A 24,987-nucleotide genomic window follows, 5' to 3' on the forward strand; every position below is an offset into this window, starting at 1 on the left:
GCTTTTTTTTGCAAGCCAAGTCGCTTACCGCAGCATACTGGGCAACCAAGTAGCGAGGCCCGGAAACACGATCAACACGGCGACCAATAGCATCGAACAGAGAATGTAGGGAATCGCGGCCGAGTAGATTTCACTCATGGTCGTGCCCGGCGGTGCTACCCCTTTCATCACAAACAGTAACAGCCCCAATGGTGGTGTTGAGAAGCTGATTTCCAGTGCCAGCAACACGACGATACCGAACCATACCAAATCAAAGCCGAGCGCCTGAGCCAGCGGAAAGAAGATAGGCACGGTGAGCATCATGATGGAGATTTGCTCCATAAAGGTGCCCAGCACCAACAGTACCGCAAACATGGCTAACAGCATCAGGATGGGGGAAAGATCAAAGCCTGTTGCCCAACCGATCAACCCCCCCGAAGCGCCCGAGAAACCGAGCAACTGGCTGAAGGTGGCCGAACCAAAGACGATCAGATAAGCCATCAGCGTGACTTTTAGCGCGCCGGTGACCGAAAGCTTAAACGCCTCCCAGGTCATGCAGCGGAAAAGAAACGCCAGGATAATCACGCCCAAAGCCCCAAAGGCCGCGGCTTCTGAAGGCGTAGCAAACCCCATCAGCATCATCGCAACAATGATCACCATCACGCTGAGCATGGGCAGAATATCGGTCACTATCAGCTTGAGCTTGGCGCTTAGCGGCACTGGCTCCAACTCATAGACAGGAGCGGCATCCGGATCCAGCTTGGTTTGGATGAAAATGGTGACAATATAGAACCCCGCCAGCGTCAGCCCCGGCAAAATACCCGCGATGAGCAGCGCGCCAATATCCACTTTTGCCAAGGTTGCCAACAGTACCGCCAATGCAGAAGGCGGAATAATAATCGCCAAGCCGCCGGTACCTAGAATGGGGCCAATGGCCATTTTCTTCTTATAGCCGCGTCGCTCCATTTCCGGTACCAGCAGCGACCCCATCAATGCCGTGGAGCCCATAGAAGAACCACTCAGCGTGGAGAACGCCGTGCCGCCAACCACCGTCACATAAGATAAGCGCCCCGGTAGCTTGCCCATCAGTTGGTCAACGGCATTGAACATTTTCATGCCCAATCCGGTTCGGAAAAACAGTTCTCCCATCAGTAGAAATAGCGGAATGGGAACTAGGTTGAAGCTTGAAAGCGCGCCGAAACCGTTATTGAGCATCTGTAGGATGCCGGTTTGGCCACCCATAAAGTGCCAGGCACCGATGACGTTAGCGGCTAAAAATGCCAAGGCTATCGGAGTGCCAATCGCCATAAAGATAAGTATCAGCGAGAGCAGAAAAGCGAGCGCAAAGTACCATTCCATTATTCTTTCATCCCCGCTTCGCCGCTGTGAAGTATTTCATGGCCCACTACAAAGCGGCCAAACTCAATCGCCATTAACGTAAAGCTAATAGGGAATACGATGGTCAGTATCCACTTCGGCACAAAGTAGGCACGCACGTCATAGTCTGTGCGCTCAATGTTGAGCAGAAATAGATCCAATCCTTTCCACGCCAGCACGCCGCACACCACGACACATAGCAGCGATACCCCTCGGCTTAGAATGTTGAGCGCTGGCAGAGGCAGGACGGAGGTCAGCAACTCAATATGCACGTGCCCTTTTTGACGCACCAACCAGGGTGCCCCTAACAGGGTGAGGTAAAACATGGCGTACTCGGTAGAAAGGAAAAACCACGCAGAGGGCTGGAGCCCCAAATTACGGATGACCACCGAGAGCACTACGGCCACCATCAGCCATACCAGCATGATAGCGGCCAGAAGAGCCATGCCATTGAGTAGCAGCAAATAGCCGCGTTGTGCGTAGCGCATAAAAGGCCCTAACGAAAATAGCCACACAAAAAGGGGCGCTCACTAGTGCAGCGCCCCGCTTGTCTTTATAGGTCGTTAAATTTTTCGATCAACGTATCGTAGTGCTCAAGCCCCATGGGATGACGCTCCATCTGGCGGCGCATACGCTCCCAGGTGGCATCACGGGCCGCATCTGAGAAACGCTGTGCAGCTTCACCTTCCAGGGTGATGACCTGCATACCATCGGCCTCAAGCTGAGCCTGTTGCTCCTTGGCTAATTCAGCCAGTTGTTCGGCGCTGTCGCGCTCATGCTCAATAGCGACTTCCTGAAGAATTTGCTGGGACTCTTCGCTGAGCTGGTTCCACTTGTCCAGGTTGACGATCACGCCCATATCGGTGGAGAAGAAGGCAGGGTCAACCCGGTAGTTAAGAAAACGATCCCAATTGAGGTCTTTCAGGCCAATCTGCGTCCAGCCGGTCGCGTTCACCACACCCCGCTCCAGGGCCGCGTAAACATCGGTGGTCGGTAGGCTGATTGGCTGTGCGCCCAGGTAGTCCTGGAAGAAGGCGTCATACACCGGGTTACTGCGTAGGCGAAGGCCCGAAACGTTTAGATTACCTTCGCCATCGACGGTGGGCTCATCAATGGTGTAGAAATTGTAGCTGACCCCACTGTCGAACCAGCCCAAATAATAGGTGCCCATCTTCTCTTGGTGAATTTCATTGAGCAGGTCGATGCCGCCATTTTCACGCGCGTAGATCGCATTGGTATTAGAGGCCACCATGGCATCGCGCTCTGGCACGGTACCGGCATAAAAGCTTGCCGCGGTGTAGGCCATATCCACCACGCCGTTGCGCACTGCATCAGGCTGCTCGGAAAGACCGATTACTTCAGGACCGCCACGCACGTTAATCTGCACCACGCCTTCACCGCGCTCGTTTACTTTATCGACAAACTCCAGAAAGCTCTGGGTATAGATGAGCGAAGGGGGAAAGGCATGCACGGCGGTGATTTCATCAACGGCCAGCGCTTGAGCGGAAGCTAGGGCGGTGAGCATGCCCAGGGTAAGCGTTACTTTTTTCATTCGTTAGTCTCCTGCACGAGGTAGTCTGCGTTATAGCGTTTATTGTTTCTGTTGCATTCTTATAAGTCGTTTTATAAAGCTGTTGTTGATTAACCTTTTTTATAAACGTCTGCTGCAAGCGTGCGTGCTGTTTTTATTGAAACTCATTCTGGGGGTAGCCATTGCTGCCACTACCCTTTACTGATGATGGCGTTTTCTGGCGGCTGCGCCGACGTCCAAGGAAACTGTGCTGAATACCGAGCAGCAAAATCGGTAATGGTGTCAGCATGCTGGCGGGTCATATCAATGTCATCCCAGCCATTTAGCAATTTAGTGCGCCAAACAGGGCTAATCGAAAAACTGACCTCTACTTCTGCCACACGGACGACCTGCTTCTCTAAGTCAACGTGTATCGAAGCGGGTGCATCGCCTAGGGCTGCCAGCAAACGCTCGGCGTCGTCCTCTTCCACCACCGCAGGCAGCAAGCCGTTATTGACGGCGTTCGACGCAAAAATATCGCCAAAGCTCGGTGCCACCACACAGCGAAAGCCGTAGTCGACCAGCGCATAAACCGCCGCTTCACGAGATGACCCTGCGCCAAAATTGCGCCGACTAACCATCACTTCAGCACCGCTAGCATTGGGGCGATGAAGAATAAACTCGGGGTTAGGTATGCCCTGCTCATCGTGGCGGACGTCGTAAAGCAAAAACTGGCCATAACCGACGCTGCGCGGTTCTTTCATAAAGCGCGCAGGAATCAGTTGATCGGTATCTACATTAGCCGCAGCAAGGGCAACGCCAAGGGCGTCGAGTACGGTAATCGGTTGCATTAGTGCGCTCCTGAAGCCTGAACGGATGAGTCACTGCCCGCCGTTAGCGTCCGCACATCGGCCAGCCGTCCACTGACCGCCGCAGCGGCCACCATGGCAGGTGACATCAGATGAGTACGCGCCCCTGGCCCTTGGCGGCCTTTAAAGTTGCGGTTGGTAGTGGAAGCACAGCGCTCGCCACTCGCCACCAAATCACCGTTCATGCCTACGCACATCGAGCAGCCGGAGTGGCGCCATTCAAGTCCTGCATCAATAAAGATACGGTCTAACCCTTCAGCTTCGGCTTGGGTTTTGACCAGTGTTGAGCCGGGCGACACCATACCGGGCACGCGGCTTTTGTGACCCACCAGCACCGCCGCAGCAGCGCGCAAGTCTTCGATACGCGCGTTGGTGCAAGAGCCAATAAATACCCGGTCAATGGTGATATCGGTGAGCTTTTGCCCCGCCGTTAGGCCCATATAGGACAAGCTATCCCGAGCCTGGCGCGCTTTCGCCGGATCGCTCAATTGATCAGGGTCGGGCACCGCGCAGTCAATCGGCAGCGCTTCTTCGGGCGACACGCCCCAGGTCACGATCGGCGCAATCTCATCGGCACGCAACGTCACCTCAAGATCAAAGCTGGCGCCTGGGTCGCTGTAGAGCGTGGACCAGTGAGCGCAGGCTTGGTCGAAAGCTTTCCCTTTCGGACTCCAGGGGCGCTCGCGCAAATAGTCGAAGGTAGTCTGGTCTGGGGCAATCATGCCGCAGCGGCCACCACCCTCAATGGAGAGGTTGCACAGCGTCAAGCGCGCTTCCATGGAGAGCGAGCGAATCGCCTCACCGGCGTATTCGATGGCGTAACCCCGTGCACCATCCGCACCCAAACGGGCAATCCAGGTGAGCGCGATATCTTTAGCAGTAATGCCTTCGGCCAGCTGGCCTTCCACCGTGATGCGCATCAACTTGGGTTTACTTTGCCACAACGTTTGGGTAGCCAGCACATGGGCAACTTCTGATGCACCAATGCCAAAGGCAATACTGCCAAAAGCACCATGGGTAGCGGTATGGCTATCGCCACACACCATCACCATCCCGGGCTGAGTGAGCCCCTGCTCGGGACCTAGCACATGCACGATGCCCTGGCGCGGGTCATCCAAACCAAACAGCGTCACCCCATGCTGCTGGGTATTTTGCGAAAGCTGCTCGATCATTGAACGCACTTTGGGATCGGCAACGCCTGCCAAATCGCGGGCTAGCGTCGGTACGTAGTGGTCAGCAATGCCAAAGGTTAAATCGGACCGGGCAACGGGCAACGCACGCTCAGAAAGCTTATTGAACGCATGGAAAGAGCCTTCATGGACGAAGTGGCGGTCAATCCACAAAAGGCTTTGACCGCTGTCACTGCAGTGAACCTCATGGGCTTGCCAAACTTTGTCAAACAGCGTGGTTGGGGTACTCATTGTCTTCGCTTGTTGCCTCGGCCTTCGTTGGTCTTATCGTTCTCACCCCAATACAACTAGCGCAATTTCACAACACAGGTCAAATGTATTTTTTGAAATTTTAAATCTGTATTAAATTTAATACATTAAAAAATCAACCAATCACACTACTCATCCTTCCCGTTGGTGGGCATTCCACCTACCTTGGGCTCCCAGTAGCGTGAGTGTTCATCGCCGTTTCGCTCCAGATCAATTTGGAAGCGATACCGATCCGGACGATAGAGCGCATCGAGATGTTCAACGCCTCGACCCTGCTCATCAAATACCACACGGGTCAGCGAGATCAGCGGCGAACCTACCGGTACATCCAGCGCTTCTGCGACCTCGTGGCTAGCCAACGTAGCGGAGATCGATTGGGAAGCGTGATCGACCTTCACACCGCTACGCTCAAGCAGCACAAACAGCGGCGTATTGGCTAAATCCATCTCGTTGTAGTGCAGAGCGATAGACTCCGGGACGTGGGTCACCAGATGGGAAAATGGCTTATCGTCGACCATGCGCACACGCACCGAACGCTGCACCTTGCCACTCGGCCCCATGCCCAGCCGCTCACGGATCATTTCCGGTGGCAGCACATAGGCAAACTCCAGCAGCCGCACTTGGGACGCTTGGCTCATTTTGACCATGTTGGGCATCAGGTTAGACACGCTGGCGGTCATCACCGTAGCGTCCAGCGGCTGCTCCAGCACTACTGTGCCCACTCCCGCCTTGCGCTCTACCATTCCTGCTGCTTGCAACGCCTCCATGGCACGCCGAACGGTGACTCGCGAAACGCCATGCTGCTCCGCCAGCTTATTTTCGCCTGCTAATTTACTGCCCGCAGGCAGCCGCCCACTCAAAATGGCATCTTTCAGTAGCAGATAAATACGGTGTGATTTGGTGCCACCCACCGCAGAGGTTTTTGCCTCACTCATCCATGCCTCTCCTCAGGATGTGGTTCAAAAAATTCATAACAGGCTTGACGCAGGGACAATAATAGACATAAAAATGTATTACATATAATACATATCGACAGCCAATCAATAACACAATTACTCACGCTTGAAAGCCATTATTACAGAACCAGCGTCTTTGGGTATCGCTTACCACACGATCTAAAAGGCACCGCTGGCATAAAGAGAATTGACGATGTCATATCCAGATAACCACAGCACAGAGCAGGTGCTCGCCTTCTTAACCGCCATGGAAGCGCGCGACCTAGCCAGTGCCAAGCGCTACCTTGCGACTCACGTGGTGATGCAATTCCCTGGCGCGCCGCCCATGCAGAGACTAAACGAGGTCGTGGAGTGGGCAAAAACCCGCTATCGCCGTGTGAGCAAAACATTTCACGCAGTAGATCAATGCTTATATCCAAACCACTGCGTGGTGGTCTGCCATGGCGAGCTAACCGTGGAGTGGCTGGATGGCAGCACGTCAACCGGCGTGCGCTTTATTGACCGCTTTGAATTAACCGATGGCCTGATTACCCGCCAGGACGTTTGGAATGACTTGGCGCTAGCCGCTAGAACAAACAGCCACTGCTAACACTAAACGTACCTTTCGCTTACCCAATGACGAGATAGTTATGACACGCCAACATCACGCGAAACACCAGCCCGCCCAGCTTAAACAACAGTTGCAAGACAGCTCCATTGTGGTCGCTCCCGGCGTGTTTGATGCACTGGGCGCATCACTGGCCGAACAGGCAGGGTTTGATACCGTCTATCTTTCTGGCGCCAGCTTGGCCTACACCCAACTCGGGCGGCCAGATATTGGCCTGCTCAGCATTACCGAAATTTGCACCGCGATGTCGCATATCCGCGAACGTACCAACCTTTCCGTGGCGGTGGATTGCGACACTGGCTTTGGCAATGCCATGAACGTGATGCGCAGCGTGCGTTTGCTTGAACGCGCGGGCGCCAACGCCATTCAGTTGGAAGACCAGACCTACCCCAAACGCTGTGGCCACCTGCGTGGCAAAACACTGGTCTCCAAGAGCGAAATGGTGGGTAAATTGCATGCAGCACTGGACGCACGGGAAAGCGATAGCACGCTGATTATTGGCCGTACCGATGCGCTGGGCGTGGAAGGCACCGACAGCGCCATCGAGCGTGCCCAGGCCTACTATGAAGCGGGCGTGGATATGCTGTTTATCGAAGGTATTCGTAGCGATGAAGATATCAGCAAGATCATGACCCAGTTCAAAGGCAAAGTGCCGATCATGGCCAATATGGTCGAGGGCGGCGACACGCCGCTGCAGAACGCCCAGGCGCTGGAAGACCTTGGCTTCTCGCTGGTGATTTTCCCCGGCGCACTGGTGCGGGCGATTACCCATATGGCCAGCCGTTTCTTTGCCACGCTGAAACAGGACGGTACTACCGATGCCTTCCGCGACCAGATGCTCGACTTCAAACAGCTTAACGACTACCTAGGCACCCAGGCGATGCTGGAACTTGGCGAGCAGTACGACAATCGCTAACGCTCGCTTCCCAACGCGTGCCAATGATTTATAAATTAATAACTTCAGGAGACGACCATGCAGACCACTGATAAAACGGCAAAAGAGATCTTTAACGACGTGATGGCCAACCCTCAGCGGGTGCCCTTTGGCTTTGGCAAGAAAGCCGTGCTGGTGAATGTAGACCCGCAAAAGGCCTACACCCGTACCGATCTCTTCAAGACTGCCTACGAAACCGACCCCAAACAGCTGGAGTACACCAACCAGCTGGCGCGCGGCTTCCGGGCGAAGGGCTGGCCGGTGGTCTGGACCCATGTCGCCTTTCTGGACTCCGCTGAAGATGCAGGTGTATGGGGCACCCGCACCGATACCCCCGACTCACTGCAAAACATTAAGTACGGCTCCGAACGCGCCGAGTTCGACGATCGCTGCGAGATCGACCTCAGCCGCGACGTGATCTACACCAAGCGCATGCCTTCGGCATTTTTTGAAACGCCGCTGCAGTCACTGTTGGTATGGCATCAAGTTGACACGGTGATCATCACCGGCGGCTCCACCTCGGGCTGTATTCGCGCGACCGCCGTGGAGAGCTTGTCCCGTGGCTACCGCACCATCGTGCCGATGGAGTGCGTCTCCGATAAACACGAAAGCTACCACTACGCCAACCTGACCGACCTGCACCTTAAATACGCCGATGTCATGCCCGTTGCTGAGGTGCTGGCGTGGCTTGAGGGCGATGCATAAGGCGAGGAGCTAGCGATGAAAGAGTCATTAGGCGTTTACGACTACTGGGCCTACGACCAACGCCCCAAAATTACTTGGCCCGGCGGAGCAAAGGTGGCCTTCTGGGTTGCCCCCAATATCGAGTATTACGAACTCGACCCGCCGCAGAACCCAAGCCGCAAGCCGTGGCCGCACCCACACCCGTCGGTACCCGGCTACAGCATTCGCGATTACGGCAACCGCGTGGGCCACCAGCGCCAAATGGCCCTGTTGGATAAGTACGGCATTCGCGGTTCGGTATCGCTTTCCGTGGCGCTCTGCGAGCACCACCCTGAAATTATCCAGATGTGCAAAGAGCGCGATTGGGAGTTTTTTAGCCACGGCATCTACAACACCCGCTACACCTATGGGCTAAGCGAAGCCCAAGAGCGGGCGATGATTCGCGACAGCATGGAAACCATTCATCGCCATACCGGCCAAGCCTGCGCGGGGTATCTGGCGCCTGCGCTTTCGCATTCCGAGCGCACTCTGGACCTGTTTGCCGAAGTGGGCGAAGAGCTTTTCGGCGAGCGGGGCGGGCTTTATACCTGCGACCTGTTCCATGACGATCAGCCCACACCGGTCAGCGTTCGCTCCGGCAAGCGGTTTATCTCCATGCCCTACTCGCTGGAGATGAATGACACCATCGTCTATGCAGTGAATAAAGTTGAGCCGCGCCAGTACGCCACCATGCTCAAGCGCCACTTTGACCGTCTGTACTTAGAGGGCGCGGAGTCCGGCACCGTGATGTGCATTCCCACTCACAACTATCAGGTGAGCTGCCCCCACCGCATCAAGGCGTTTGAAGAGGCACTGGAGTACATCACCGGGCACCCGGATGTATGGGTTGCCACCGGGCGCGAAATCGCCGACTACTATCTCGAACACTATTACGATGCCGCCCTCGACAGCATCCAGGCCCAGGCCGCCACCGTACGCAGGGAGGGCTAATCCTATGGCATCCAAAGACATGGCGCTCAACGACGACTATCTCGACTACCCCTTGCGCCGCCACGGCTACGACCACGACCGCTATGCATGGTCGATGCTAAGTGAACGCGCGCCCGTTACCTGGCCCGGCGGCAAGACATTGGCGGTGTGGATCAATATTTCGCTGCAGTTCTACCCGCTCAACCAGCGCGGCGAGCCGTTCAAGGTGCCCAACGGCATGACCATGCCCTACCCAGATCTGCGCCACTTCTCGCTGCGCGATTACGGCAATCGGGTGGGTATCTACCGTGTTTTGAAAGCGCTGGCCGCGCACAACATCACGCCTACCTTTGCGATCAACGCGCAACTGGCTGAGCAGACGCCCTATCTGGTGCAGCGCTTGAAAGAGCACGGCGGTGAATTTATCGCCCACGGCTGGAACATGGATCACTTGCACTACGGCGGCCAACCGATTGAAGAGGAAGCCGAGCTGGTCAAACGCTCCGTGGACACGCTGCGGCGGGTGACCGGCCAACCCGTTCGCGGCTGGCTAAGCCCCGCCAAGCACCAGAGTTTCAACACCCTGGACCTGCTGGCGGAAAACGGCATCGAGTACTGCGCCGACTGGGTGAACGACGATATGCCTTATGCTTGTGAAACCAACACCGGCAGATTGACCATGATGCCGCTGGCCACCGAGATTGAAGATCAGTTTGTGATGAGCCAGAACCTGCACTCGGAAGACTCTTGGGTGACACAGGTAAAAGACGCCTTCGATTTCCTGCTGGAAGAGTCCCGCGAGCAGGGCGGGCGACTGTTTGCGCTGAACCTGCACCCCTGGCTGGTGGGTCAGCCCCACCGAATTGCTTGCCTGGAAGAAGTGCTGGCGCATATCAGCGGGCACCCAGACGTCTGGCAAGCCCCAGCGGGTGAGATTCTGGATGTCTTCCACCAAGCTGCGGAGCAGGCGTAATGGCGATCATTCCCTACACACACGAAGGCTTTGATGCCCACCTGCCGCTGCTGATTATCGGTGCGGGGGCCTGCGGCCTGGTAGCGGCCCTCGCCGCCCAGAAAGCGGGCGTTGAGCTTGCTGTTCTAGAGCGCGACTCCCTGCCCCGTGGCAGCACGGCGATGTCGTCGGGGTTTATTCCCGCCGCCAATACGCGCTTTCAGCATGAGCTGGGCGTCACGGACTCTGCTGAGGCCATGGCGGAAGATATTCAGAAAAAAAATGGCTTTGAGGCCGACCCAGCCATCGTCGAACTGCTGGCCAGCCAATCCGGCCCAACCATCGAATGGCTGGCGGATCAGCATGGCGTACCCTTTGAACTAGTAGAAGGCTTTCTCTACCCCGGCCACCGCCACCTGCGCATGCACGCCACGCCGAGGCGCACCGGGGAAGAGCTGATGGGTGCGCTGCTTAACGCTGCCGAGTCGGTGGGCATCGATATTTTGACCCAGGCACGGGTAGTTGATTTGTACGTTGATGCCACACAGCGAGTGCGGGGCATTACGCTCGAACGCCCAGATGGTAGCCGCGAAACCATTGGTTGCGATGCGCTGATCCTGGCTTGCAACGGCTATGGAGGTAACGTGGAACTGGTGGAGCGCTATCTGCCGACGCTAAAAAATGCCTTGTATTACGGCCATGAAGGCAACCAGGGCGACGCCTTGCTGTGGGGTCAGGCCATGGGCGCGAGCACCAAAGACTTAGGTGCCTGCCAGGGGCATGGGTCACTCGCTACGCCCCACCAGATTTTGATTAGCTGGGCACTGATGATGCAGGGCGGCATTCAGGTCAACCTAAACGGCGAGCGCTTCTCCAACGAGCACGGCGGCTACTCCGAACAGGCGGCCAAGGTGCTGGCGCAACCTGATCAGGTGGCCTGGAACCTTTATGACGCCCGCATTCATGAATCCGCACAGGCCTTTGAGGATTACCGCAATGCCCAGGAGAGCGGCGCAGTGCGCAGCTTTGCCAGTATTGAAGAGATGGCAACTGGCTTGGGTCTGCCACTAACCACACTGCAGGACACCTTCGCGGAAATGCAGCAGCATGCCGAGCAGCAAACGACGGATACCTTTGGCCGCCGTTTTGAACCCGCCAACCTACTCAAACCGCCCTATTACGCTATTCGCGTAACCGGTGCGTTGTTTCACACTCAGGGGGGGTTAGAAGTGAATCGCAAGGCCCGCGTGCTCAATGCACAAGGGCAGGCGCTGCCCAACCTGTTTGCTGCAGGGGGCGCGGCGCGTGGGGTGTCGGGTTCCAACGACAGTGGCTATCTTTCCGGCAACGGGCTGCTGAGTGCTGTGGTGCTGGGCGCAGTGGCAGGTAAGAGCGCCGCTGAGTTGCTACACTTGAAGCTCAGTTCTGCCGCACTTCCTTAAGCCCTTTCCGCTGGGCACACAGCGCATTGTCCACTCACGTTCCTGCGGTGGGCACTGCGCTGCTTAAAGACTGCGATGCTGGTCAGACTGCGGACGAGGAATTTCAACTCACCACTCTTAGACTCCATTATATGAAAAGAGAGAGGCCGCGGCCTCTCTCTAAAGTGGTAAATGATGAAGCTCACTATGCCCTTATACTTCCAATAACGTTAATATTCGCTTTTAGTTAGTGGCCATATATCGCAATGCCACAGCGACCACTGTGTTTAACAAAATACATGGTTTGGTCGGCTGCATTCATAAGCTCTCGACTATTGGCAAAACCACCATCGCTGAGGCAAGCAATACCGGTAGAAACGGTGACATGGATGGACTGACTTTCCACATAGGCTATAGGCTGTTCAGCCAGTTGATGTGCTACTTTTTTCGCTAATAGCTGGGCGGAATCGGCGTCTTCATCAGGCATTATGATCATGAACTCTTCCCCACCGAAACGTCCGGCTAGGTCGCTATCACTTATAAGCCTTCTGATGAGCTTTCCAAAGTTTTCGAGTATTACGTCCCCCACCAAGTGCCCATATCGGTCATTGATCGTTTTAAAATGGTCCAAATCAATAAACGCCACCGAAAGAGTGCGCCCCTCCTCCCGGCATTGGGCAAAATGTTCGCTTAGTTGTTCTTCCAACCATCCACGATTAGCCAGCCCTGTGAGCGGGTCTATGCGGCTGCGGACTTCTAACTCGCTTTGACGCTTAAGTAGGTTTGCTAGCTCTGACTGTTGCTGTTCTAAGCGCGCATTCAAAGCCAATGTTTGTTGGAATAAGAGATCCTGTGCTTCCGCTAATAGTGCTTCGCTATCCTGGTTTTTTGGGGCCGTAATTTCTAGGACATCTGCTAATGAGGGAAGCTGCTTTTCAATAGTGGCGAGCAGTGCAGCAAGTTCGATTTGCTGGGCTTTTGTGTGGCTTTTAAGCTTGCGCATTACACTGACCAACGAATGGGCAGGAGAAGGGGCAAGCCAGGCATCGGCGATATGCCCTGAAAGGCGCACACAGAATAAGTCTATTGGAGCGGAAGCATAATCCGCATGACTGGTACCAATCGCTTCAGCAAGATTTGTGGGAACGCCCCATTTTGCTGCTAACCAAGCACCTACGGTAGCGTGATCGCAGCCAAACAGCAGTTGCTCTGAATGGCTAAGATCGGAGTGGTGCGTTGGTAGCGGCTCATAGATGGCTTCAACATCATCAGGATAAAGTGATTTTAGAGCCAATACTCCTATGTCCTGCAGAAGCGCTGCCGTAAACACAAACCCTGCTTCCCCAGGACACAATTGCTCTGCCATGTAACGCGCCGCAATAGCAGCAATTAAAGAGCGACTCCATACCTGCTGCAAATAAGCAGCTTGGTCTTTATGTTTGAATAAGTTAAAACTTAGCGTGGTGGCTAGGGTAGTGTCTAAGCCAACACGCGCCACCGCCTCTTGGCAAGTATGGATGGTCGGTGCGCTACGAGCGTAATAAGCGCTGTTGGCCAGCGCCAATAAACGTATGGTTAGTATGGGGTCCGTTTGAATGGCCTCCGCATAGGCCTTCACACTCGCATTTGGCGAGCGAGCAACGTCGAGCACTTTAATCGCGGCTGACGGTAGTGTCGGTAGAGTGAAGCAGTTATTAAGCCCTTCGCGTATAAAGTCGGGCAAGGCAGAGGTTAAGCTGAGCTTTTGGCTGTTGTCGGTTGGTTGAATAGCTAGCATTTCGGTTCCCTTGGCGAAGTATGGCTCCGAGTGTTAGCACCCAGGCGCCTAACTTATAGTTCTTCCCTGGCTAGGAAGGTACGACAACTCCAAAGCTTAGTCTAAAATCCTGTTTTGCTGAACTTAATGCTTGAATTCAGGTTTGTTAGCCATTGATTTTTGCCTACTCGCCACCCACTCACGCACTTGTGGATAGGCGCGCTGCTCGAACACGGCGAAGCCCTCAAGGCGACGGGCTTTAAGCGGGGTAAACACGGGCATGGTTAAACCACATAGAAAATGCGCCAACCGATGCGCGCTGGGAGGCTGGCCGAACTGTTCAGTGTGCCGCTGAATGAACGGAGCGGCATAGTACTGAAACTCCGCATTGCTCGGTACAGGCTGCGGCGGCGCGTCCGGTAGCGTTACGGGTTGACCATAACATACCGAGCAATGCCCGCAGCGGCCCTGCTCGGTGTCGGATGGCGTGTCAAACGTGCGATCACCGAAGTGCTCCGCTAATCGCCGCGTCAGGCAGCTCTCCGACTCAAAGAGCGCCAACATCGCCTGTAGCCGCTCTATCTCGATGCGTTCACGACTCAGGCAGTCGTCGTATAGCTGGCGAGCCAGCGCTTCTATCGGCACAGTCGACTGGCATATCTCATACACATCAGTCATCCGCTTGCCTTCCAGGGTCAGCCAGCCCTTATCCTGAAAGTACTCAAGCGCGGTGATCACCCGGCTGCGGGAGGCATCGACCTGCTGCGCCTGTCCCACGCGAAGCAAGCGCTCGAAATCTACCGTGCCCCAGGTGCGAGCAATGGGGATATGGTCAACCAGTAGACGCACAAAGGCCGCCCGCTCGCCTTCGAAACGGCTCACCAACGCCTCCGGCTCGATGTGATAACGCAGCCGATACTCGGCCAGAAACGCAAAACGCGGTGCAATCACCCCATGCATTTCCAGCCGCACCAGCAGCGTCTTAAGCGGCAGGAGACGGATATTGGTATCGCGGGAAAGCGTGTTGAGCAGCACTTCCCACTGGCGGTCTGGCGTGTTGGCGGCGGATGCGATCTCCTCAAGCAATCGAACAATGCCGCTGTATTCCGGCGTGTCACCGTAGACGAAGTTCTCCAGCACCCGCAGACCGTCACGCCCGGCCATGGTCAGGCAGGTGGAAGGCAGGCCATCGCGACCTGCCCGGCCAATCTCCTGGCTGTAGTTCTCGATGGATTTAGGCAGGTCATAATGCACCACGTTGCGAATATTGCCCTTATCAATGCCCATGCCAAAGGCAATGGTGGCCACGATGCAGGGCGACTCACTGCTCATGAACTGACGTTGAATCTCGTCCCGCCGCTGGGAGTCCAGCCCCGCGTGGTACGCCTGAGCGGCGATGCCCTGAGCCTTCAGGGCGCTGGCGACCTGTTCTGCCGTTTGTTGGAGTGTCACATAGATGATCGTCGGCGCTTCGCTGCCCGGCTGCATCTGCGGCCCTAACCACTCAACAAGCTGCTGCTGGCGATCTTCCATGGCCGGCGCGACCAGCAGCTCAAGGTTTGGGCGATAAAAGCCGGTAGTTACGATATGTTCTGGGGCGATGGCAAACTTTTCGCGCATATCGGCAATCACCGCTGGAGTGGCGGTGGCAGTGAGCAGCAATACCTGGGGAATGGCAAACTCACGCTGGTAATCCGGCAGTTTGAGATAATCAGGTCGGAAGTTATGCCCCCACTCGGAGAGGCAGTGGGCTTCATCGACGACCAATAGTGATATCGGTACCTGACGGAGAAAATTCCGGAAGCGCTCGTTTTTCAACCGCTCTACCGAGACCATGAGGATGTTCAGCTCGCCGCGTTTAGCCCGCTCCATGACTTCGCGGGTGGCGTCGCGCTCTTGGGTGGAGTCGATACTTGCGGCGGCAATGCCGCGGGCTTGCAAAAAGGCGAGCTGATCCTGCATGAGGGCAAGCAACGGCGACACCACCAGTGTCAGGTGCGGCAGATGCAGCGCGGGTAGCTGATAGCAGAGTGATTTCCCCGCCCCGGTGGCAAAAATTGCCGCCGTGGAGTGGCCCTTCAAGACGTGCGATACCACTGCCTGCTGGCCGCCGCGAAAGTCGTCAAAACCGAATACTGCTTTTAGCGTCTGCTGCGGCGAAGCTGAGGTCATGGCCATTTCCTGGAGAGTCGTCAAGGCATCAGCGGCTAACCTAACGCGTTCACGCTGTTTTCTCCAATCATCAACAGCACGCTAGGGCAACGTGGCCGGTAGCTGACTCTCACTGGCCGGATGCGCCAACGCCTGCCAGGCGTCGTAGGTGGTAAAGAACACTTGGCCGGTGAGCTCGTGATAAAACGCCGTGTGCTTTAGTCGGTCCATCACCGGCCCTTTCACCTCGGCCAAGTGGAGCATGGCACCGGCATCTTTCAGCCGACCGTTGATCGCCTCCAGGCTCTCCAGGGCCGAAGCATCGATGACATTCACTGCCTGACAGATGAGCACAATGTGCTTGATCGACGGCGAGCGGGCGGCCAGCGCCATGACGGTATCTTCGAGATAGCGAGCGTTGGCAAAATAGAGGCTTTCATCAATGCGCAGCATGGCGACATGCTCGTCGGTTTCTACCTGATGGCGCTTCACATTCCGGAAATGCTCGGTGCCCGGCACCCGCCCTACCACCGCACTATGGGGCTGGCTGGTGCGGTAAAGGTGTAGCCCCAGCGAGAGCACCACCCCGCAGATAATGCCCACTTCCACGCTATGAAGAAGCGTCAGCAGCAAAGTAGCGACCATCGCAATGCCATCGCTTCGGGAGTATTGCCAGGTTCGCTTTACCGCAGGCAAATCAATCAACGTCCCCACTGCCACGATAATCGTGGCGGCCAGCGTGGCGGTGGGTAAAAAGACCAGTAAGTCAGTGAGTAGCAGCGTCGCCAACACAATCCCAAGCGCGGTAAAAGCTCCCGCCAGCGGCGTCGCCGCCCCGGCTTCAAAATTGACCACCGAACGCGAGAAACCGCCCGATACCGGCGAGCCGCCGCTAATGCCAGCGCCAAGATTCGCCATGCCGAGCGCAATCAGCTCTTGGTTAGGGTCAATACGCTGACGGCGCTTGGCGGCCAGGGTCTGCGCCACGGACACCGACTCTACAAACCCTACCAAGCTGATCAGCAGCGCCGCCGGGAGCAGATCGAGCCACAGCGATTGATCCAGACTCGGTAGCGTAATGGCAGGCAGGCCACTGGGCACAAAGCCCACCACATCGACCCCGCGCTGCTCCAGTTGGAGGCCCCAGGCCAACAGGGTGGTCACTACCACGGCCGAAATAGGCGCGGCTTTCACCATTAACCCTGCCCAGCTGGCAGGCATTCCCAGCTTGGTCAGCCAACCATTCAAGCGCTTGCGACACACCCATAGATACACCCAAACGCCAAGGCCAATCAGCAGCGTTATGACATTCACCTGCTGCCACTGTCCCAATAGCGCTCTCAGCAGTTCCACCACGTTATGGCCGGATGCTTCGACACCCAAAATGTGCTTCAACTGGCTAATCCCGATCAAAATTCCCGAAGCGGTAACAAACCCGGAAATCACCGGATGGCTGAGGAAGTTGACTAAAAAGCCCAGCCGAAGCACGCCCATCGCGATAAGAATCAGCCCAGAGAGCGCGGCCAGCACCAGCGCCGCACCGATATATTCCGGGCTGCCCGGCGCGGCAAAGCTGCTCAGCGCCGAGGCCGTCATCAGTGCTGCCACCGCCACCGGTCCTACCGCTAAACTCGCGCTGGTGCCAAAGATGGCATACAGCACCAGCGGCAGCATGCTGGCATAGAGCCCCATTTCCGGCGGTAACCCTGCCAGCATGGCGTAGGCCAGCGCTTGCGGCACCAGCATCAGCGTGACGATCACCGCGGCAAGTACATCCCGCGTGAGCAAGCCCCGGTGATAGGTTCGCAACCAGCCGATTAGCGGCACCCAGCGCTCAATGATCATGATGCAGTCTCATAATAGGTATCTGCTGATACAGGGCCTTCGTACTAGGGTTTTACTCATCTTCGATTTTTATTGGGCGCTCCGTTCAAGACCTTGGCGCTGATCTTCCAAGTCAACCCCTGCCGCATGGGCCGCCGTAAACAGCTCCGCCAAATCGCACTGCTCGTGCTGACGCTTCGCGTAGGCCCACAGGTGCGTGGCCCGCTTACCTGAGCGGCAAAACGCCAATAGAGGGCGCGGCAGCTCTTGAAGCGCCTCAGCAAAGGCGCGAATGTCAGCTTCGCTGTACTCGCCTGGCTTCACGGGGATATGCACCCAGGCAAGGCCAAGCTGCTCGGCTTTTTCGCGATAGCGCGCCTCGTCGGGAAAGTCCTCGCTCTCACCTTCGATGCGGTTACACACCACCGCGTGAAAACCACGGGCTTTTACCTCCTCCAACTCATCCACCGTCAGCGCTGAGGTGATCTCAACGCCTGGCTCTAATGGCTTCGTTTGCATGACCACACCTCATATTGGTTTGGATATCATCAATCCCAGGCCGCACCTTCCAGCGCATCCAGGGGGATTTTCAGATAGCGCTTGCCGTTGGCTTCTGGCTCCGGCAGGCGACCACCGCGGGTATTCACCTGCAGCGCGTGCAAAATCAACTTGGGCATGGGCAGCTCGCTATCCCGCTTGTGGCGCAGAGCGATGTACTCCTCCTCGCTTTTGCCTACCAAGTGCGGGTTGTTGGCTCGCTGCTCATCGACGCGGCTCTCCCACTGCGGTTCACGGTCGTCGGGCATATAGTCGTGGCCGGTGAACAGCCGCGTATTGCCCGGTAGTGCGAGAATCTGCTGGATGGAGTTCCATAAGGACTTGGCATCCCCACCGGGAAAATCGGCTCGCGCCGTCCCAAAATCAGGCTGAAAAAGGGTGTCATGCACAAAGGCGGCATCACCGATGACGTAGGTGATGGAGGCCAGCGTATGGCCAGGCGAGTGCAGCACGCGGGCGCTGAGTTCACCAATAGCAAACGTATCGCCCTCGACAAACAGCGTGTCCCACTGGCGACCATCGGTGGGCATCTCCGGCCAGTGATAAATCTCCTTCCACAGGGCCTGCACTTGGGTGACGTACTGGCCAATCGCCGTCGGTGCGCCGGTTTTCTCTTTTAGGTACTGGGCTGCTGAAAAGTGGTCCGCGTGGGGGTGCGTATCCAGAATCCACGCCACTGTCAGCCCCTTTTCCTCGATATATTTCAACATTGCATCAGCGCAAAAGGTGGCCGTTGCGCCAGACTTTTCGTCGAAATCCAGCACCGGATCAATAATCGCGCACTGCTTGGTGGCAGGGTCGCTGACGATGTATTGGATGCTAAAGGTGCGTGGATCAAAAAAGCCCGCCACATCAGGTGCGCCTGTGCCTGTGCTTTGAGAAAGGGCAAAGGTCTGCATGCTTATCTCCCGGCTACTTGAGTAGTGTTGCCTGACGCCAAAGCGCCAACAATTGTTATAAAGATAGCTGATTATGGAATATAAGCAATAACAACCACAAAAACGCCGCCTCCCTGCTAACAGGGGGCGGCGACAATAAGAGCGACGATGGAGCAATCAATACGGGCTAGAACTTTTTCTCCAACGCAAAGCGCGGCTGGGTGTTGCCTTCTTTCGTCACGCTCTCCATGAACATCGCCAGCGGGCGCACCCAAAGACCGTAGTCGCCATATAGCGCGCGGTAGACTACCAGCGGTTCTTCGCTTTCGCTGTGCTGGGCGGTGCCCATTACTTCGTAAAGGCTGCCTTTGTAGTGGCGGTAAATACCGGGAACGGGAGTGGTCATTCGCTTTCCTCTTGGATGGCCTGAGTGGCGGCGGGCTGATTCGCTTTCTTGGCGAGGCGCTCCAGCACTTTGGAGGCGGCAACAAAGCCAAAAGTGCCAGTGAGAAAGGTCGCCGCGCCAAAGCCAGAGGCGCAGTCCAGCCGTGTGGCCTCATTGCTGCCGGGCTTTTGCAGGCACACTTCGCCGTCGGCACTGGGGTAGACCAGCTGCTCGTCGGAGTAGACGCACTCCACCGAAAAGCGCCGCTTGGGGTTGCGGGAGAAGCCATAATCGCGACGCAGCCGCGAGCGCACTTTGGAGAGCAGCGGGTCATGCTCGGTGCGGGTCAAATCCGCCACTTGGATGCGCGTCGGGTCGGTTTGCCCACCCGCCGCGCCGGTCACGGTAATCGGCATTTTGCGCCGCTTGCACCAGGCGATTAGCGCCGCTTTGGCGATCACACTGTCGATGGCATCCACCACATGGTCGGCATCCCCAGGAATGCGCTCGGCCAGGTTGGAGGGCGTGACGAAGGCAGAGTCCGCCACGATCTCGATCTCTGGGGCAATCAGGCGGCAGCGCTCGGCCAGTACATCCACTTTGGGCTGGCCAATGGTGCCATCCAGCGCGTGGAGCTGGCGGTTGACGTTGGAGACACATACGTCGTCCAGATCAATCAGCGTAAGCTTGCCGATGCCCGAGCGGGCTAGTGCCTCGACCGTCCAGCTACCCACGCCGCCAACGCCGACTACCACTACATGGGCATGGCGAAACACCTCCGCAGCGCGCTGACCGTAGAGGCGCCGAATACCGCCAAAGCGGAAGTCATAGTCGCTAGAAGAATAGGCGCTAGAAACTGAGGCGGTAGCAAGGGAGGTTGATGGCTCGTTCAAAGGCATAGAAACAGACTCACAGTGCTTGGAGAGCGGAAGGCGTTGCAAGAGGTGGCGTTCGTACACTATCCAGCGGCAAATGCCCTGCCCAGCCTAGGTGATGAAACAGCGCGATCATGGTCTCGTCCAAGGCGCAGCTCAATTGTACACGTTTGGCCAACAGCGGATGGTCAAAGGCTAAATAGGTGGCGGCCAGCAGTAAGCGCGGCGCGCCCAACTGCTCGGCAAAAAAGCGGTTGTGAACACTTTTACCGTGTTTGGCATCGCCGATAATGGGATAGCCCCGCCGTGAAAGATGACGACGAATTTGGTGGCGACGACCCGTCAATGGCCGAGCCTCTACCAGGGAGTAACGCGCCACTGGGTAACGGTCGACCTGTACCGGCAACTCAGCGCTATCCAGACGGCGAATATCGGTCATCGCAGGCATGGCAGGCATCTCAGCTTTAGGCCGCGAGCCATCCTCTTCCCGCAGTGGGTAATCCAAACGTTCGCTCTCCGGTGCTTTACCCCGCACCACCGCCAGGTAGCGCTTTTCTACCTGACGCTCGCTAAAGGCTTCGCTGAGCAGGCCAGCCACCGTTGAAGAGAGCGCAAAAACGATCACACCTGACGTCGGTCGATCCAACCGGTGAACGGGATACACCCGCTTACCGAGCTGGTCGCGAAGCCGCTGGAGCAGAAATTCGGTTTCGCCACGCGCTAACGCCGAGCGGTGCACTAATAGGCCTGACGGCTTATGCACCGCAACAAGATACTCATCCTGATAGAGGATGTTGAGTGGCGTCATAACGCTCCCTGGTAACAGCTGGTGACAAGACTTTCTACAACAAGCTATCTATCAAACAGACCGCTATTGTCGCGGCTTGACGAGCCGATGTCATCCGTCGGCTTAATTGGCGAACAAACCGCTTGGCAGCTACCTTAAATAAGCAACGCTGCTACAGCGTTTCCATGGATTCGGAAGGAGAAAACTCTATGCGCTATTCAACACCACTTACTGCTATTGCTGCCTCATTACTGCTCGCCACATCGGCGGCCCAGGCCAATGAAACCCTTGATGTGGAGATGCATAAAGTCAGCACCGAAGGAAGTGAAGAGTCTATTGGCACCGTATCACTTGAGCATACGGATCACGGTTTATTGCTGACACCCTCGCTGTCGGATCTTGAGCCCGGCGTTTACGGCTTTCACGTTCACCAGAACGCCAGCTGCGACCCAGCCGAGAATGACGATGGCGAGATGACTGCCGCCCAGGCAGCAGGTGGCCACTATGATCCTGAGGAAACCGGCACCCACCAGGGACCTTATGGTGAAGGCCACTTGGGTGATCTACCGGTGTTAACAGTGAATGAAGATGGTGAAGCGAATCTGCCTGTTCTTGCTCCACGCTTAAGCATGGAAGATATGCCTGGCCGCAGTATCATGATTCATGAAGGTGGTGATACCTACGAGGATGAGCCTCATCTTGGTGGTGGCGGCACTCGTATGGCCTGTGGTGTCGTGGAATCTTAATACCAGCACTCACGTAGAGCAGTAAAACGGGCGGCCGATGGGTTGCCCGTTTTTATTGATTGATTACCAACTAAAGTCTAGCTGTGCTGATCAGCCCTTATCTGTACATTCGATCCGGCTAAAAAAGTGCCTACTTTTGTGTTACTGGCACACTCGCCACTCTTGGCTAATCCCCTTCACTGCTCTAGGTACCTTCGATGATCACCTTTATTGTATCGATCCTGCTGCTGATTGCGGGCTACTTTACCTATGGGAAGTTCGTTGAGCGCGTGTTTGTGACCGATCGCAAACGGCGCACACCAGCGTTCACCATGCGCGACAACATCGACTACGTGCCGATGAATACTACGCGTAACTCGCTTATCCAGTTACTCAATATTGCCGGTGTAGGCCCTATTTTTGGTCCTATTCTTGGCGCACTTTATGGCCCTGTTGCCTTTATATGGATCGTGGTCGGCTGCATCTTTGCTGGTGCTGTCCATGACTATCTGACCGGGATGATCTCGATTCGCAACCACGGCGCTCACCTGCCACAGTTAGCAGGCAAGTTCCTCGGTAAAGCGATGAAGCACGTCGTGAATGGCTTCGCGATTCTGCTGCTTCTTCTGGTGGGTACGGTTTTTGTGACTTCACCCGCAGCGCTGCTGGCCAATATGACGTCGCTGTCGTTAACACTCATCATTGTCGCTATCTTTATTTACTATCTGATTGCCACGCTGCTACCGATTGATAAGGTCATTGGCCGTATCTATCCCTACTTCGGTGCATTACTACTGTTTAGTGCGGCGGGTATTGGTATTGGCCTGATTGTAACGGGCGCCCCCATCCCCGAGCTCTCCTTCCAGAACATGCATCCTGAAGCAGCCCCCATTTTTCCGCTGCTGTTTTTAACGATCTCCTGCGGCGCACTTTCCGGCTTCCACGCCACTCAAACGCCGATTATTTCGCGTACGACTGAAAATGAAACCAATGGGCGTAAAATCTTTTACGGCATGATGATCACCGAAGGCATCATTGCGATGATTTGGGCGGCGGCGGCGATGAGCCTGTTCTACGGCGACCAGTCACTCGCCGATGTGCTGGCGGCGGGTGGCCCTGCTGCAGTGGTGAGTGAGGTGTCTACCACCATGCTCGGCGCTGTCGGCGGCACCCTGGCCATACTCGGCGTTATTGTGTTGCCGATCACCTCTGGCGATACCGCTTTCCGCAGCGCACGAATGATCATTGCTGATTACATTAAGATCGATCAAAAGCCGATTATGAAGCGCGTCATGGTCGCTCTACCACTGTTTGTAGTGTCCTATGCATTAACCCATATGGACTTCACGCTACTGTGGCGTTACTTCTCATGGGCGAACCAAACCACCGCCGTTATCGCGCTATGGGTAGGTACCATGTACTTGGTGTTGTCGCGCAAACCTCACTTAATCACATCAATCCCAGCCACCTTTATGACCATGGCTACCTTTACCTACTTGGCCTATGCCCCTATCGGTTTTGGTCTACCGCTGCACTTGAGCTATGTGGTAGCGGCACTGGGTACACTTATCTGCATCGCGCTATTTATGAAGCGTGTACGCCGTTTGAGCCGCACGACCTTTGCGGTTGATGAACCTGCAGAACAGGCGCTTGGTACAGGCAAGGCGGGCGATACGCTAGCCACCAGCTCATAGCGTGATTGAGAGGAAATACCAGCAATAGAAAACGGGCAGCCAAGTGGCTGCCCGTTTTCTATTCTGCACGTTTAGCTGAACTAAAAAGCCAGTCAAACAGACTTGGCTAGAGAGATCACTCTTCGCCAGCCATCTGCATTTGGCGCTGCAGGTAGTTCTGAATACCGACCTGTTCGATTAGCTTCAGCTCAGTTTCGATGTGGTCAATATGACCTTCTTCATCAGCAAGCAGGTCACGCAGCATATCGCGAGTCACGTAATCTTTAACGCTTTCGCAATAGGTGATCGCTTCGATGTAATCATTGCGGCCATCGTGCTCGATCTTTAGATCGCTTTCGAGCATCTCTTTAACATTTTCGCCAATGTGAAGCTTGCCCAAATCTTGCAGGTTGGGAACCCCTTCCAGGAACAAAATACGCTCGATGATCTTGTCAGCGTGTTGCATCTCTTCAATGGACTCATCGTATTCCCATTTGGCCAGCGCTTTTAGACCCCAATCTTTATACATTTTGGCGTGCAAAAAGTACTGATTGATCGCAACCAATTCATTGCCGAGCGCTTTGTTGAGATGCTCAAGAACCTTTGTATCACCTTTCATAACGTCACCTTTTCTACTGTAATGCTGATGTTTAATCTAATTTAGACAATGCGATCAAGCAGTTACGTTTGAAGAGAAGTATAGACGTAAATAGCTATACTCCAGCTTTATTGAGAGTATAGATAAGGTATTTAAAAGTTCAAGCAAATCATATATTTGCTAAAGATAACCCTAACAATAGTGATTCGCGTCACACGGCGTATGCTAGCCCCATATCGGCTTCTTGGCGTGCTTCTAGCACGGCATCACGGGTAACGGATTTTGCATGGCACGCGCACTTACCACACTGGGTTGCGCAGCCGGTTGCCTCGCGTACTTCTCGCCAGCTGCGCGCTCCATCGCTAACGTGCTGGCGAATCTGATGATCGGTTACTCCCTTGCACACGCAAACGTACATGGCGACACCTCATAAAAATCATGAGATGAATGTAAATGATTCGCATACATCTTATCAAGTAGAAATGGATACTTTTTGACATCCATTCGTCTTAATCTTAATTGAGTATGCGATAACATATTGGCAAGCCAATTTTTTTTGGAAATTCTTGGTAAAAATTATTTTTTCGGTAGCACCACGGTTTGTGTCTTTGAGGCAATATCCGGCCAGCTACGGCGCTCTGCATCGAATAACACCCAGAAATAACCCAAGCCTAGTGCCAGGAGTGATAGCCAAGCGGCTGCGCACCGAATCAGGCCTTGTTTCCAGTTCAGCGAATGACCATCCAACGTTTGCACCCGTAGTCGCCACGCCTGCATCCCCAACGTCATTCCACCTCGCGACCAGGAGAAAACAAAAAACAGGCTGACAAAAAACAGCAGCATTACCCGAAGGCTCCAGATATCAAACGCCGTTGTGCCAATCTCTTCCGGCTGCTGACCGAGCACAAAACGAAAAAATGCCAGATGGGCAACGGTCACCGCTATCCAAATCGCTAAGACCAGAAAACCGTCATACAGCATGGCGCCCAGGCGACGACCAAGGCCCGCCGGCCATACGCTATCCAATTGTGCAAAGCGTCGAATTCCCATAACTCTCTCTTTTGAAGTTGAGCACTTGTT

The 24,987-nt window shown here is 55.5% G+C and carries 25 protein-coding genes; 8 read left to right on the forward strand and 17 right to left on the reverse strand.

Annotated elements, in window-relative coordinates; genetic code table 11:
- Positions 1 to 24: 24 nt before the first annotated feature.
- The 6 genes from CXF87_RS16280 to CXF87_RS16305 all read right to left on the reverse strand — a co-directional run bounded on the left by CXF87_RS16280 (position 25) and on the right by CXF87_RS16305 (position 6,109).
- The gene (locus tag CXF87_RS16280) at positions 25 to 1,338 is read right to left on the reverse strand and encodes a TRAP transporter large permease (RefSeq protein WP_101147352.1); all 1,314 of its coding nucleotides are present in this window, start codon (positions 1,336 to 1,338) and stop codon (positions 25 to 27) included.
- Positions 1,338 to 1,844 carry a TRAP transporter small permease gene (locus CXF87_RS16285; RefSeq protein ID WP_035587466.1) on the reverse strand — a complete coding sequence of 169 codons (507 nt, stop codon included), beginning with the start codon at positions 1,842 to 1,844 and terminating at the stop codon, positions 1,338 to 1,340. Before CXF87_RS16285 ends, CXF87_RS16280 begins: the two co-directional genes overlap by 1 nt.
- A 65-nt stretch (positions 1,845 to 1,909) precedes the next feature.
- A complete protein-coding gene (gene dctP / locus CXF87_RS16290; protein WP_101147353.1) occupies positions 1,910 to 2,908 on the reverse strand; it encodes a TRAP transporter substrate-binding protein DctP in 999 nt (332 codons plus the stop codon).
- Positions 2,909 to 3,078: 170 nt separating this feature from the next.
- On the reverse strand, positions 3,079 to 3,717 hold the full coding sequence (gene leuD, locus CXF87_RS16295) for a 3-isopropylmalate dehydratase small subunit (RefSeq protein WP_101147354.1): 639 nt from the start codon (positions 3,715 to 3,717) through the stop codon (positions 3,079 to 3,081).
- The gene (leuC, locus tag CXF87_RS16300; RefSeq protein ID WP_101147355.1) at positions 3,717 to 5,156 is read right to left on the reverse strand and encodes a 3-isopropylmalate dehydratase large subunit; all 1,440 of its coding nucleotides are present in this window, start codon (positions 5,154 to 5,156) and stop codon (positions 3,717 to 3,719) included. Before leuC ends, leuD begins: the two co-directional genes overlap by 1 nt.
- Before the next feature lie 146 nt (positions 5,157 to 5,302).
- Entirely contained in the window at positions 5,303 to 6,109 is an 807-nt protein-coding gene (locus tag CXF87_RS16305; RefSeq protein WP_101147356.1) for a GntR family transcriptional regulator, read from the reverse strand.
- Positions 6,110 to 6,323: 214 nt separating this feature from the next.
- Here CXF87_RS16305 and CXF87_RS16310 point away from each other — a divergent pair, with 214 nt between their 5' ends.
- From CXF87_RS16310 to CXF87_RS16335, 6 genes are read left to right on the forward strand one after another with little or no spacing between them, the layout of a single operon-like run.
- On the forward strand, positions 6,324 to 6,719 hold the full coding sequence (locus tag CXF87_RS16310; RefSeq protein WP_101147357.1) for a nuclear transport factor 2 family protein: 396 nt from the start codon (positions 6,324 to 6,326) through the stop codon (positions 6,717 to 6,719).
- 40 nt (positions 6,720 to 6,759) lie between these two features.
- Positions 6,760 to 7,653 (forward strand): isocitrate lyase/PEP mutase family protein, encoded by an 894-nt coding sequence (locus tag CXF87_RS16315; RefSeq protein WP_101147358.1) that lies wholly within the window; start codon positions 6,760 to 6,762, stop codon positions 7,651 to 7,653.
- 57 nt (positions 7,654 to 7,710) lie between these two features.
- Entirely contained in the window at positions 7,711 to 8,376 is a 666-nt protein-coding gene (locus CXF87_RS16320) for an isochorismatase family protein (protein ID WP_101147359.1), read from the forward strand.
- 15 nt (positions 8,377 to 8,391) lie between these two features.
- The gene (locus CXF87_RS16325; protein ID WP_101147360.1) at positions 8,392 to 9,345 is read left to right on the forward strand and encodes a polysaccharide deacetylase family protein; all 954 of its coding nucleotides are present in this window, start codon (positions 8,392 to 8,394) and stop codon (positions 9,343 to 9,345) included.
- A 4-nt stretch (positions 9,346 to 9,349) separates the two neighbouring features.
- On the forward strand, positions 9,350 to 10,297 hold the full coding sequence (locus CXF87_RS16330) for a polysaccharide deacetylase family protein (protein ID WP_232774946.1): 948 nt from the start codon (positions 9,350 to 9,352) through the stop codon (positions 10,295 to 10,297).
- The gene (locus tag CXF87_RS16335; RefSeq protein WP_101147361.1) at positions 10,297 to 11,718 is read left to right on the forward strand and encodes an FAD-dependent oxidoreductase; all 1,422 of its coding nucleotides are present in this window, start codon (positions 10,297 to 10,299) and stop codon (positions 11,716 to 11,718) included. The genes CXF87_RS16330 and CXF87_RS16335 overlap by 1 nt, the downstream gene beginning before the upstream one ends.
- A gap of 226 nt (positions 11,719 to 11,944) precedes the next feature.
- Here CXF87_RS16335 and CXF87_RS16340 read toward each other — a convergent pair whose 3' ends face one another.
- The 8 genes from CXF87_RS16340 to CXF87_RS16375 all read right to left on the reverse strand — a co-directional run bounded on the left by CXF87_RS16340 (position 11,945) and on the right by CXF87_RS16375 (position 20,932).
- The gene (locus tag CXF87_RS16340) at positions 11,945 to 13,474 is read right to left on the reverse strand and encodes a sensor domain-containing diguanylate cyclase (RefSeq protein WP_101147362.1); all 1,530 of its coding nucleotides are present in this window, start codon (positions 13,472 to 13,474) and stop codon (positions 11,945 to 11,947) included.
- A gap of 123 nt (positions 13,475 to 13,597) precedes the next feature.
- On the reverse strand, positions 13,598 to 15,625 hold the full coding sequence (locus tag CXF87_RS16345; RefSeq protein WP_101147363.1) for a RecQ family ATP-dependent DNA helicase: 2,028 nt from the start codon (positions 15,623 to 15,625) through the stop codon (positions 13,598 to 13,600).
- 81 nt (positions 15,626 to 15,706) lie between these two features.
- The gene (locus CXF87_RS16350; RefSeq protein ID WP_101147364.1) at positions 15,707 to 17,449 is read right to left on the reverse strand and encodes a SulP family inorganic anion transporter; all 1,743 of its coding nucleotides are present in this window, start codon (positions 17,447 to 17,449) and stop codon (positions 15,707 to 15,709) included.
- Positions 17,450 to 17,518: 69 nt separating this feature from the next.
- A complete protein-coding gene (locus CXF87_RS16355; protein WP_101147365.1) occupies positions 17,519 to 17,947 on the reverse strand; it encodes a TIGR01244 family sulfur transferase in 429 nt (142 codons plus the stop codon).
- A 29-nt stretch (positions 17,948 to 17,976) separates the two neighbouring features.
- Positions 17,977 to 18,885, reverse strand: a complete 909-nt coding sequence (locus CXF87_RS16360) for an MBL fold metallo-hydrolase (RefSeq protein ID WP_101147366.1) — start codon at positions 18,883 to 18,885, stop codon at positions 17,977 to 17,979.
- Positions 18,886 to 19,051: 166 nt separating this feature from the next.
- The gene (locus CXF87_RS16365; protein WP_101147367.1) at positions 19,052 to 19,270 is read right to left on the reverse strand and encodes a DUF1653 domain-containing protein; all 219 of its coding nucleotides are present in this window, start codon (positions 19,268 to 19,270) and stop codon (positions 19,052 to 19,054) included.
- Positions 19,267 to 20,148: a tRNA cyclic N6-threonylcarbamoyladenosine(37) synthase TcdA gene (gene tcdA / locus CXF87_RS16370; protein WP_101147368.1), complete on the reverse strand. Its 882-nt coding sequence runs from the start codon at positions 20,146 to 20,148 to the stop codon at positions 19,267 to 19,269. Before tcdA ends, CXF87_RS16365 begins: the two co-directional genes overlap by 4 nt.
- A gap of 10 nt (positions 20,149 to 20,158) precedes the next feature.
- A complete protein-coding gene (locus CXF87_RS16375) occupies positions 20,159 to 20,932 on the reverse strand; it encodes a pseudouridine synthase (protein WP_101147369.1) in 774 nt (257 codons plus the stop codon).
- A gap of 188 nt (positions 20,933 to 21,120) precedes the next feature.
- Here CXF87_RS16375 and sodC point away from each other — a divergent pair, with 188 nt between their 5' ends.
- Both sodC and CXF87_RS16385 read left to right on the forward strand, forming a co-directional pair.
- Positions 21,121 to 21,657, forward strand: coding sequence for a superoxide dismutase family protein (sodC, locus tag CXF87_RS16380; protein ID WP_101147370.1), 537 nt, complete (start codon positions 21,121 to 21,123; stop codon positions 21,655 to 21,657).
- 197 nt (positions 21,658 to 21,854) lie between these two features.
- On the forward strand, positions 21,855 to 23,330 hold the full coding sequence (locus tag CXF87_RS16385; protein WP_101147371.1) for a carbon starvation CstA family protein: 1,476 nt from the start codon (positions 21,855 to 21,857) through the stop codon (positions 23,328 to 23,330).
- 115 nt (positions 23,331 to 23,445) lie between these two features.
- On the opposite strand, the gene bfr is transcribed toward CXF87_RS16385, so the two are convergent.
- The 3 genes from bfr to CXF87_RS16400 form a co-directional block, all read right to left on the reverse strand.
- Positions 23,446 to 23,928, reverse strand: coding sequence for a bacterioferritin (gene bfr / locus CXF87_RS16390; protein WP_101147372.1), 483 nt, complete (start codon positions 23,926 to 23,928; stop codon positions 23,446 to 23,448).
- A 190-nt stretch (positions 23,929 to 24,118) separates the two neighbouring features.
- The gene (locus CXF87_RS16395; protein WP_101147373.1) at positions 24,119 to 24,325 is read right to left on the reverse strand and encodes a bacterioferritin-associated ferredoxin; all 207 of its coding nucleotides are present in this window, start codon (positions 24,323 to 24,325) and stop codon (positions 24,119 to 24,121) included.
- A gap of 158 nt (positions 24,326 to 24,483) precedes the next feature.
- Positions 24,484 to 24,957 carry an RDD family protein gene (locus tag CXF87_RS16400; protein ID WP_101147374.1) on the reverse strand — a complete coding sequence of 158 codons (474 nt, stop codon included), beginning with the start codon at positions 24,955 to 24,957 and terminating at the stop codon, positions 24,484 to 24,486.
- Positions 24,958 to 24,987: the final 30 nt, after the last annotated feature.

The organism is Halomonas sp. MES3-P3E, from assembly GCF_002836035.1.
GTDB lineage: Bacteria > Pseudomonadota > Gammaproteobacteria > Pseudomonadales > Halomonadaceae > Vreelandella > Vreelandella arctica.

Coding starts and splice junctions, on each gene's coding strand:
- CXF87_RS16365 (WP_101147367.1), bottom strand. CDS start 19,270: ATGACCACTCCCGTTCCCGGTATTTACCGCCACTACAAAGGCAGCCTT.
- leuC (WP_101147355.1), bottom strand. CDS start 5,156: ATGAGTACCCCAACCACGCTGTTTGACAAAGTTTGGCAAGCCCATGAG.
- tcdA (WP_101147368.1), bottom strand. CDS start 20,148: ATGCCTTTGAACGAGCCATCAACCTCCCTTGCTACCGCCTCAGTTTCT.
- CXF87_RS16325 (WP_101147360.1), top strand. CDS start 8,392: ATGAAAGAGTCATTAGGCGTTTACGACTACTGGGCCTACGACCAACGC.
- CXF87_RS16350 (WP_101147364.1), bottom strand. CDS start 17,449: ATGATCATTGAGCGCTGGGTGCCGCTAATCGGCTGGTTGCGAACCTAT.
- CXF87_RS16400 (WP_101147374.1), bottom strand. CDS start 24,957: ATGGGAATTCGACGCTTTGCACAATTGGATAGCGTATGGCCGGCGGGC.
- bfr (WP_101147372.1), bottom strand. CDS start 23,928: ATGAAAGGTGATACAAAGGTTCTTGAGCATCTCAACAAAGCGCTCGGC.
- CXF87_RS16320 (WP_101147359.1), top strand. CDS start 7,711: ATGCAGACCACTGATAAAACGGCAAAAGAGATCTTTAACGACGTGATG.
- CXF87_RS16310 (WP_101147357.1), top strand. CDS start 6,324: ATGTCATATCCAGATAACCACAGCACAGAGCAGGTGCTCGCCTTCTTA.
- CXF87_RS16335 (WP_101147361.1), top strand. CDS start 10,297: ATGGCGATCATTCCCTACACACACGAAGGCTTTGATGCCCACCTGCCG.
- sodC (WP_101147370.1), top strand. CDS start 21,121: ATGCGCTATTCAACACCACTTACTGCTATTGCTGCCTCATTACTGCTC.
- CXF87_RS16375 (WP_101147369.1), bottom strand. CDS start 20,932: ATGACGCCACTCAACATCCTCTATCAGGATGAGTATCTTGTTGCGGTG.
- CXF87_RS16395 (WP_101147373.1), bottom strand. CDS start 24,325: ATGTACGTTTGCGTGTGCAAGGGAGTAACCGATCATCAGATTCGCCAG.
- CXF87_RS16280 (WP_101147352.1), bottom strand. CDS start 1,338: ATGGAATGGTACTTTGCGCTCGCTTTTCTGCTCTCGCTGATACTTATC.
- leuD (WP_101147354.1), bottom strand. CDS start 3,717: ATGCAACCGATTACCGTACTCGACGCCCTTGGCGTTGCCCTTGCTGCG.
- CXF87_RS16305 (WP_101147356.1), bottom strand. CDS start 6,109: ATGAGTGAGGCAAAAACCTCTGCGGTGGGTGGCACCAAATCACACCGT.
- CXF87_RS16355 (WP_101147365.1), bottom strand. CDS start 17,947: ATGCAAACGAAGCCATTAGAGCCAGGCGTTGAGATCACCTCAGCGCTG.
- CXF87_RS16345 (WP_101147363.1), bottom strand. CDS start 15,625: ATGACCTCAGCTTCGCCGCAGCAGACGCTAAAAGCAGTATTCGGTTTT.
- CXF87_RS16385 (WP_101147371.1), top strand. CDS start 21,855: ATGATCACCTTTATTGTATCGATCCTGCTGCTGATTGCGGGCTACTTT.
- dctP (WP_101147353.1), bottom strand. CDS start 2,908: ATGAAAAAAGTAACGCTTACCCTGGGCATGCTCACCGCCCTAGCTTCC.
- CXF87_RS16360 (WP_101147366.1), bottom strand. CDS start 18,885: ATGCAGACCTTTGCCCTTTCTCAAAGCACAGGCACAGGCGCACCTGAT.
- CXF87_RS16315 (WP_101147358.1), top strand. CDS start 6,760: ATGACACGCCAACATCACGCGAAACACCAGCCCGCCCAGCTTAAACAA.
- CXF87_RS16285 (WP_035587466.1), bottom strand. CDS start 1,844: ATGCGCTACGCACAACGCGGCTATTTGCTGCTACTCAATGGCATGGCT.
- CXF87_RS16330 (WP_232774946.1), top strand. CDS start 9,350: ATGGCATCCAAAGACATGGCGCTCAACGACGACTATCTCGACTACCCC.
- CXF87_RS16340 (WP_101147362.1), bottom strand. CDS start 13,474: ATGCTAGCTATTCAACCAACCGACAACAGCCAAAAGCTCAGCTTAACC.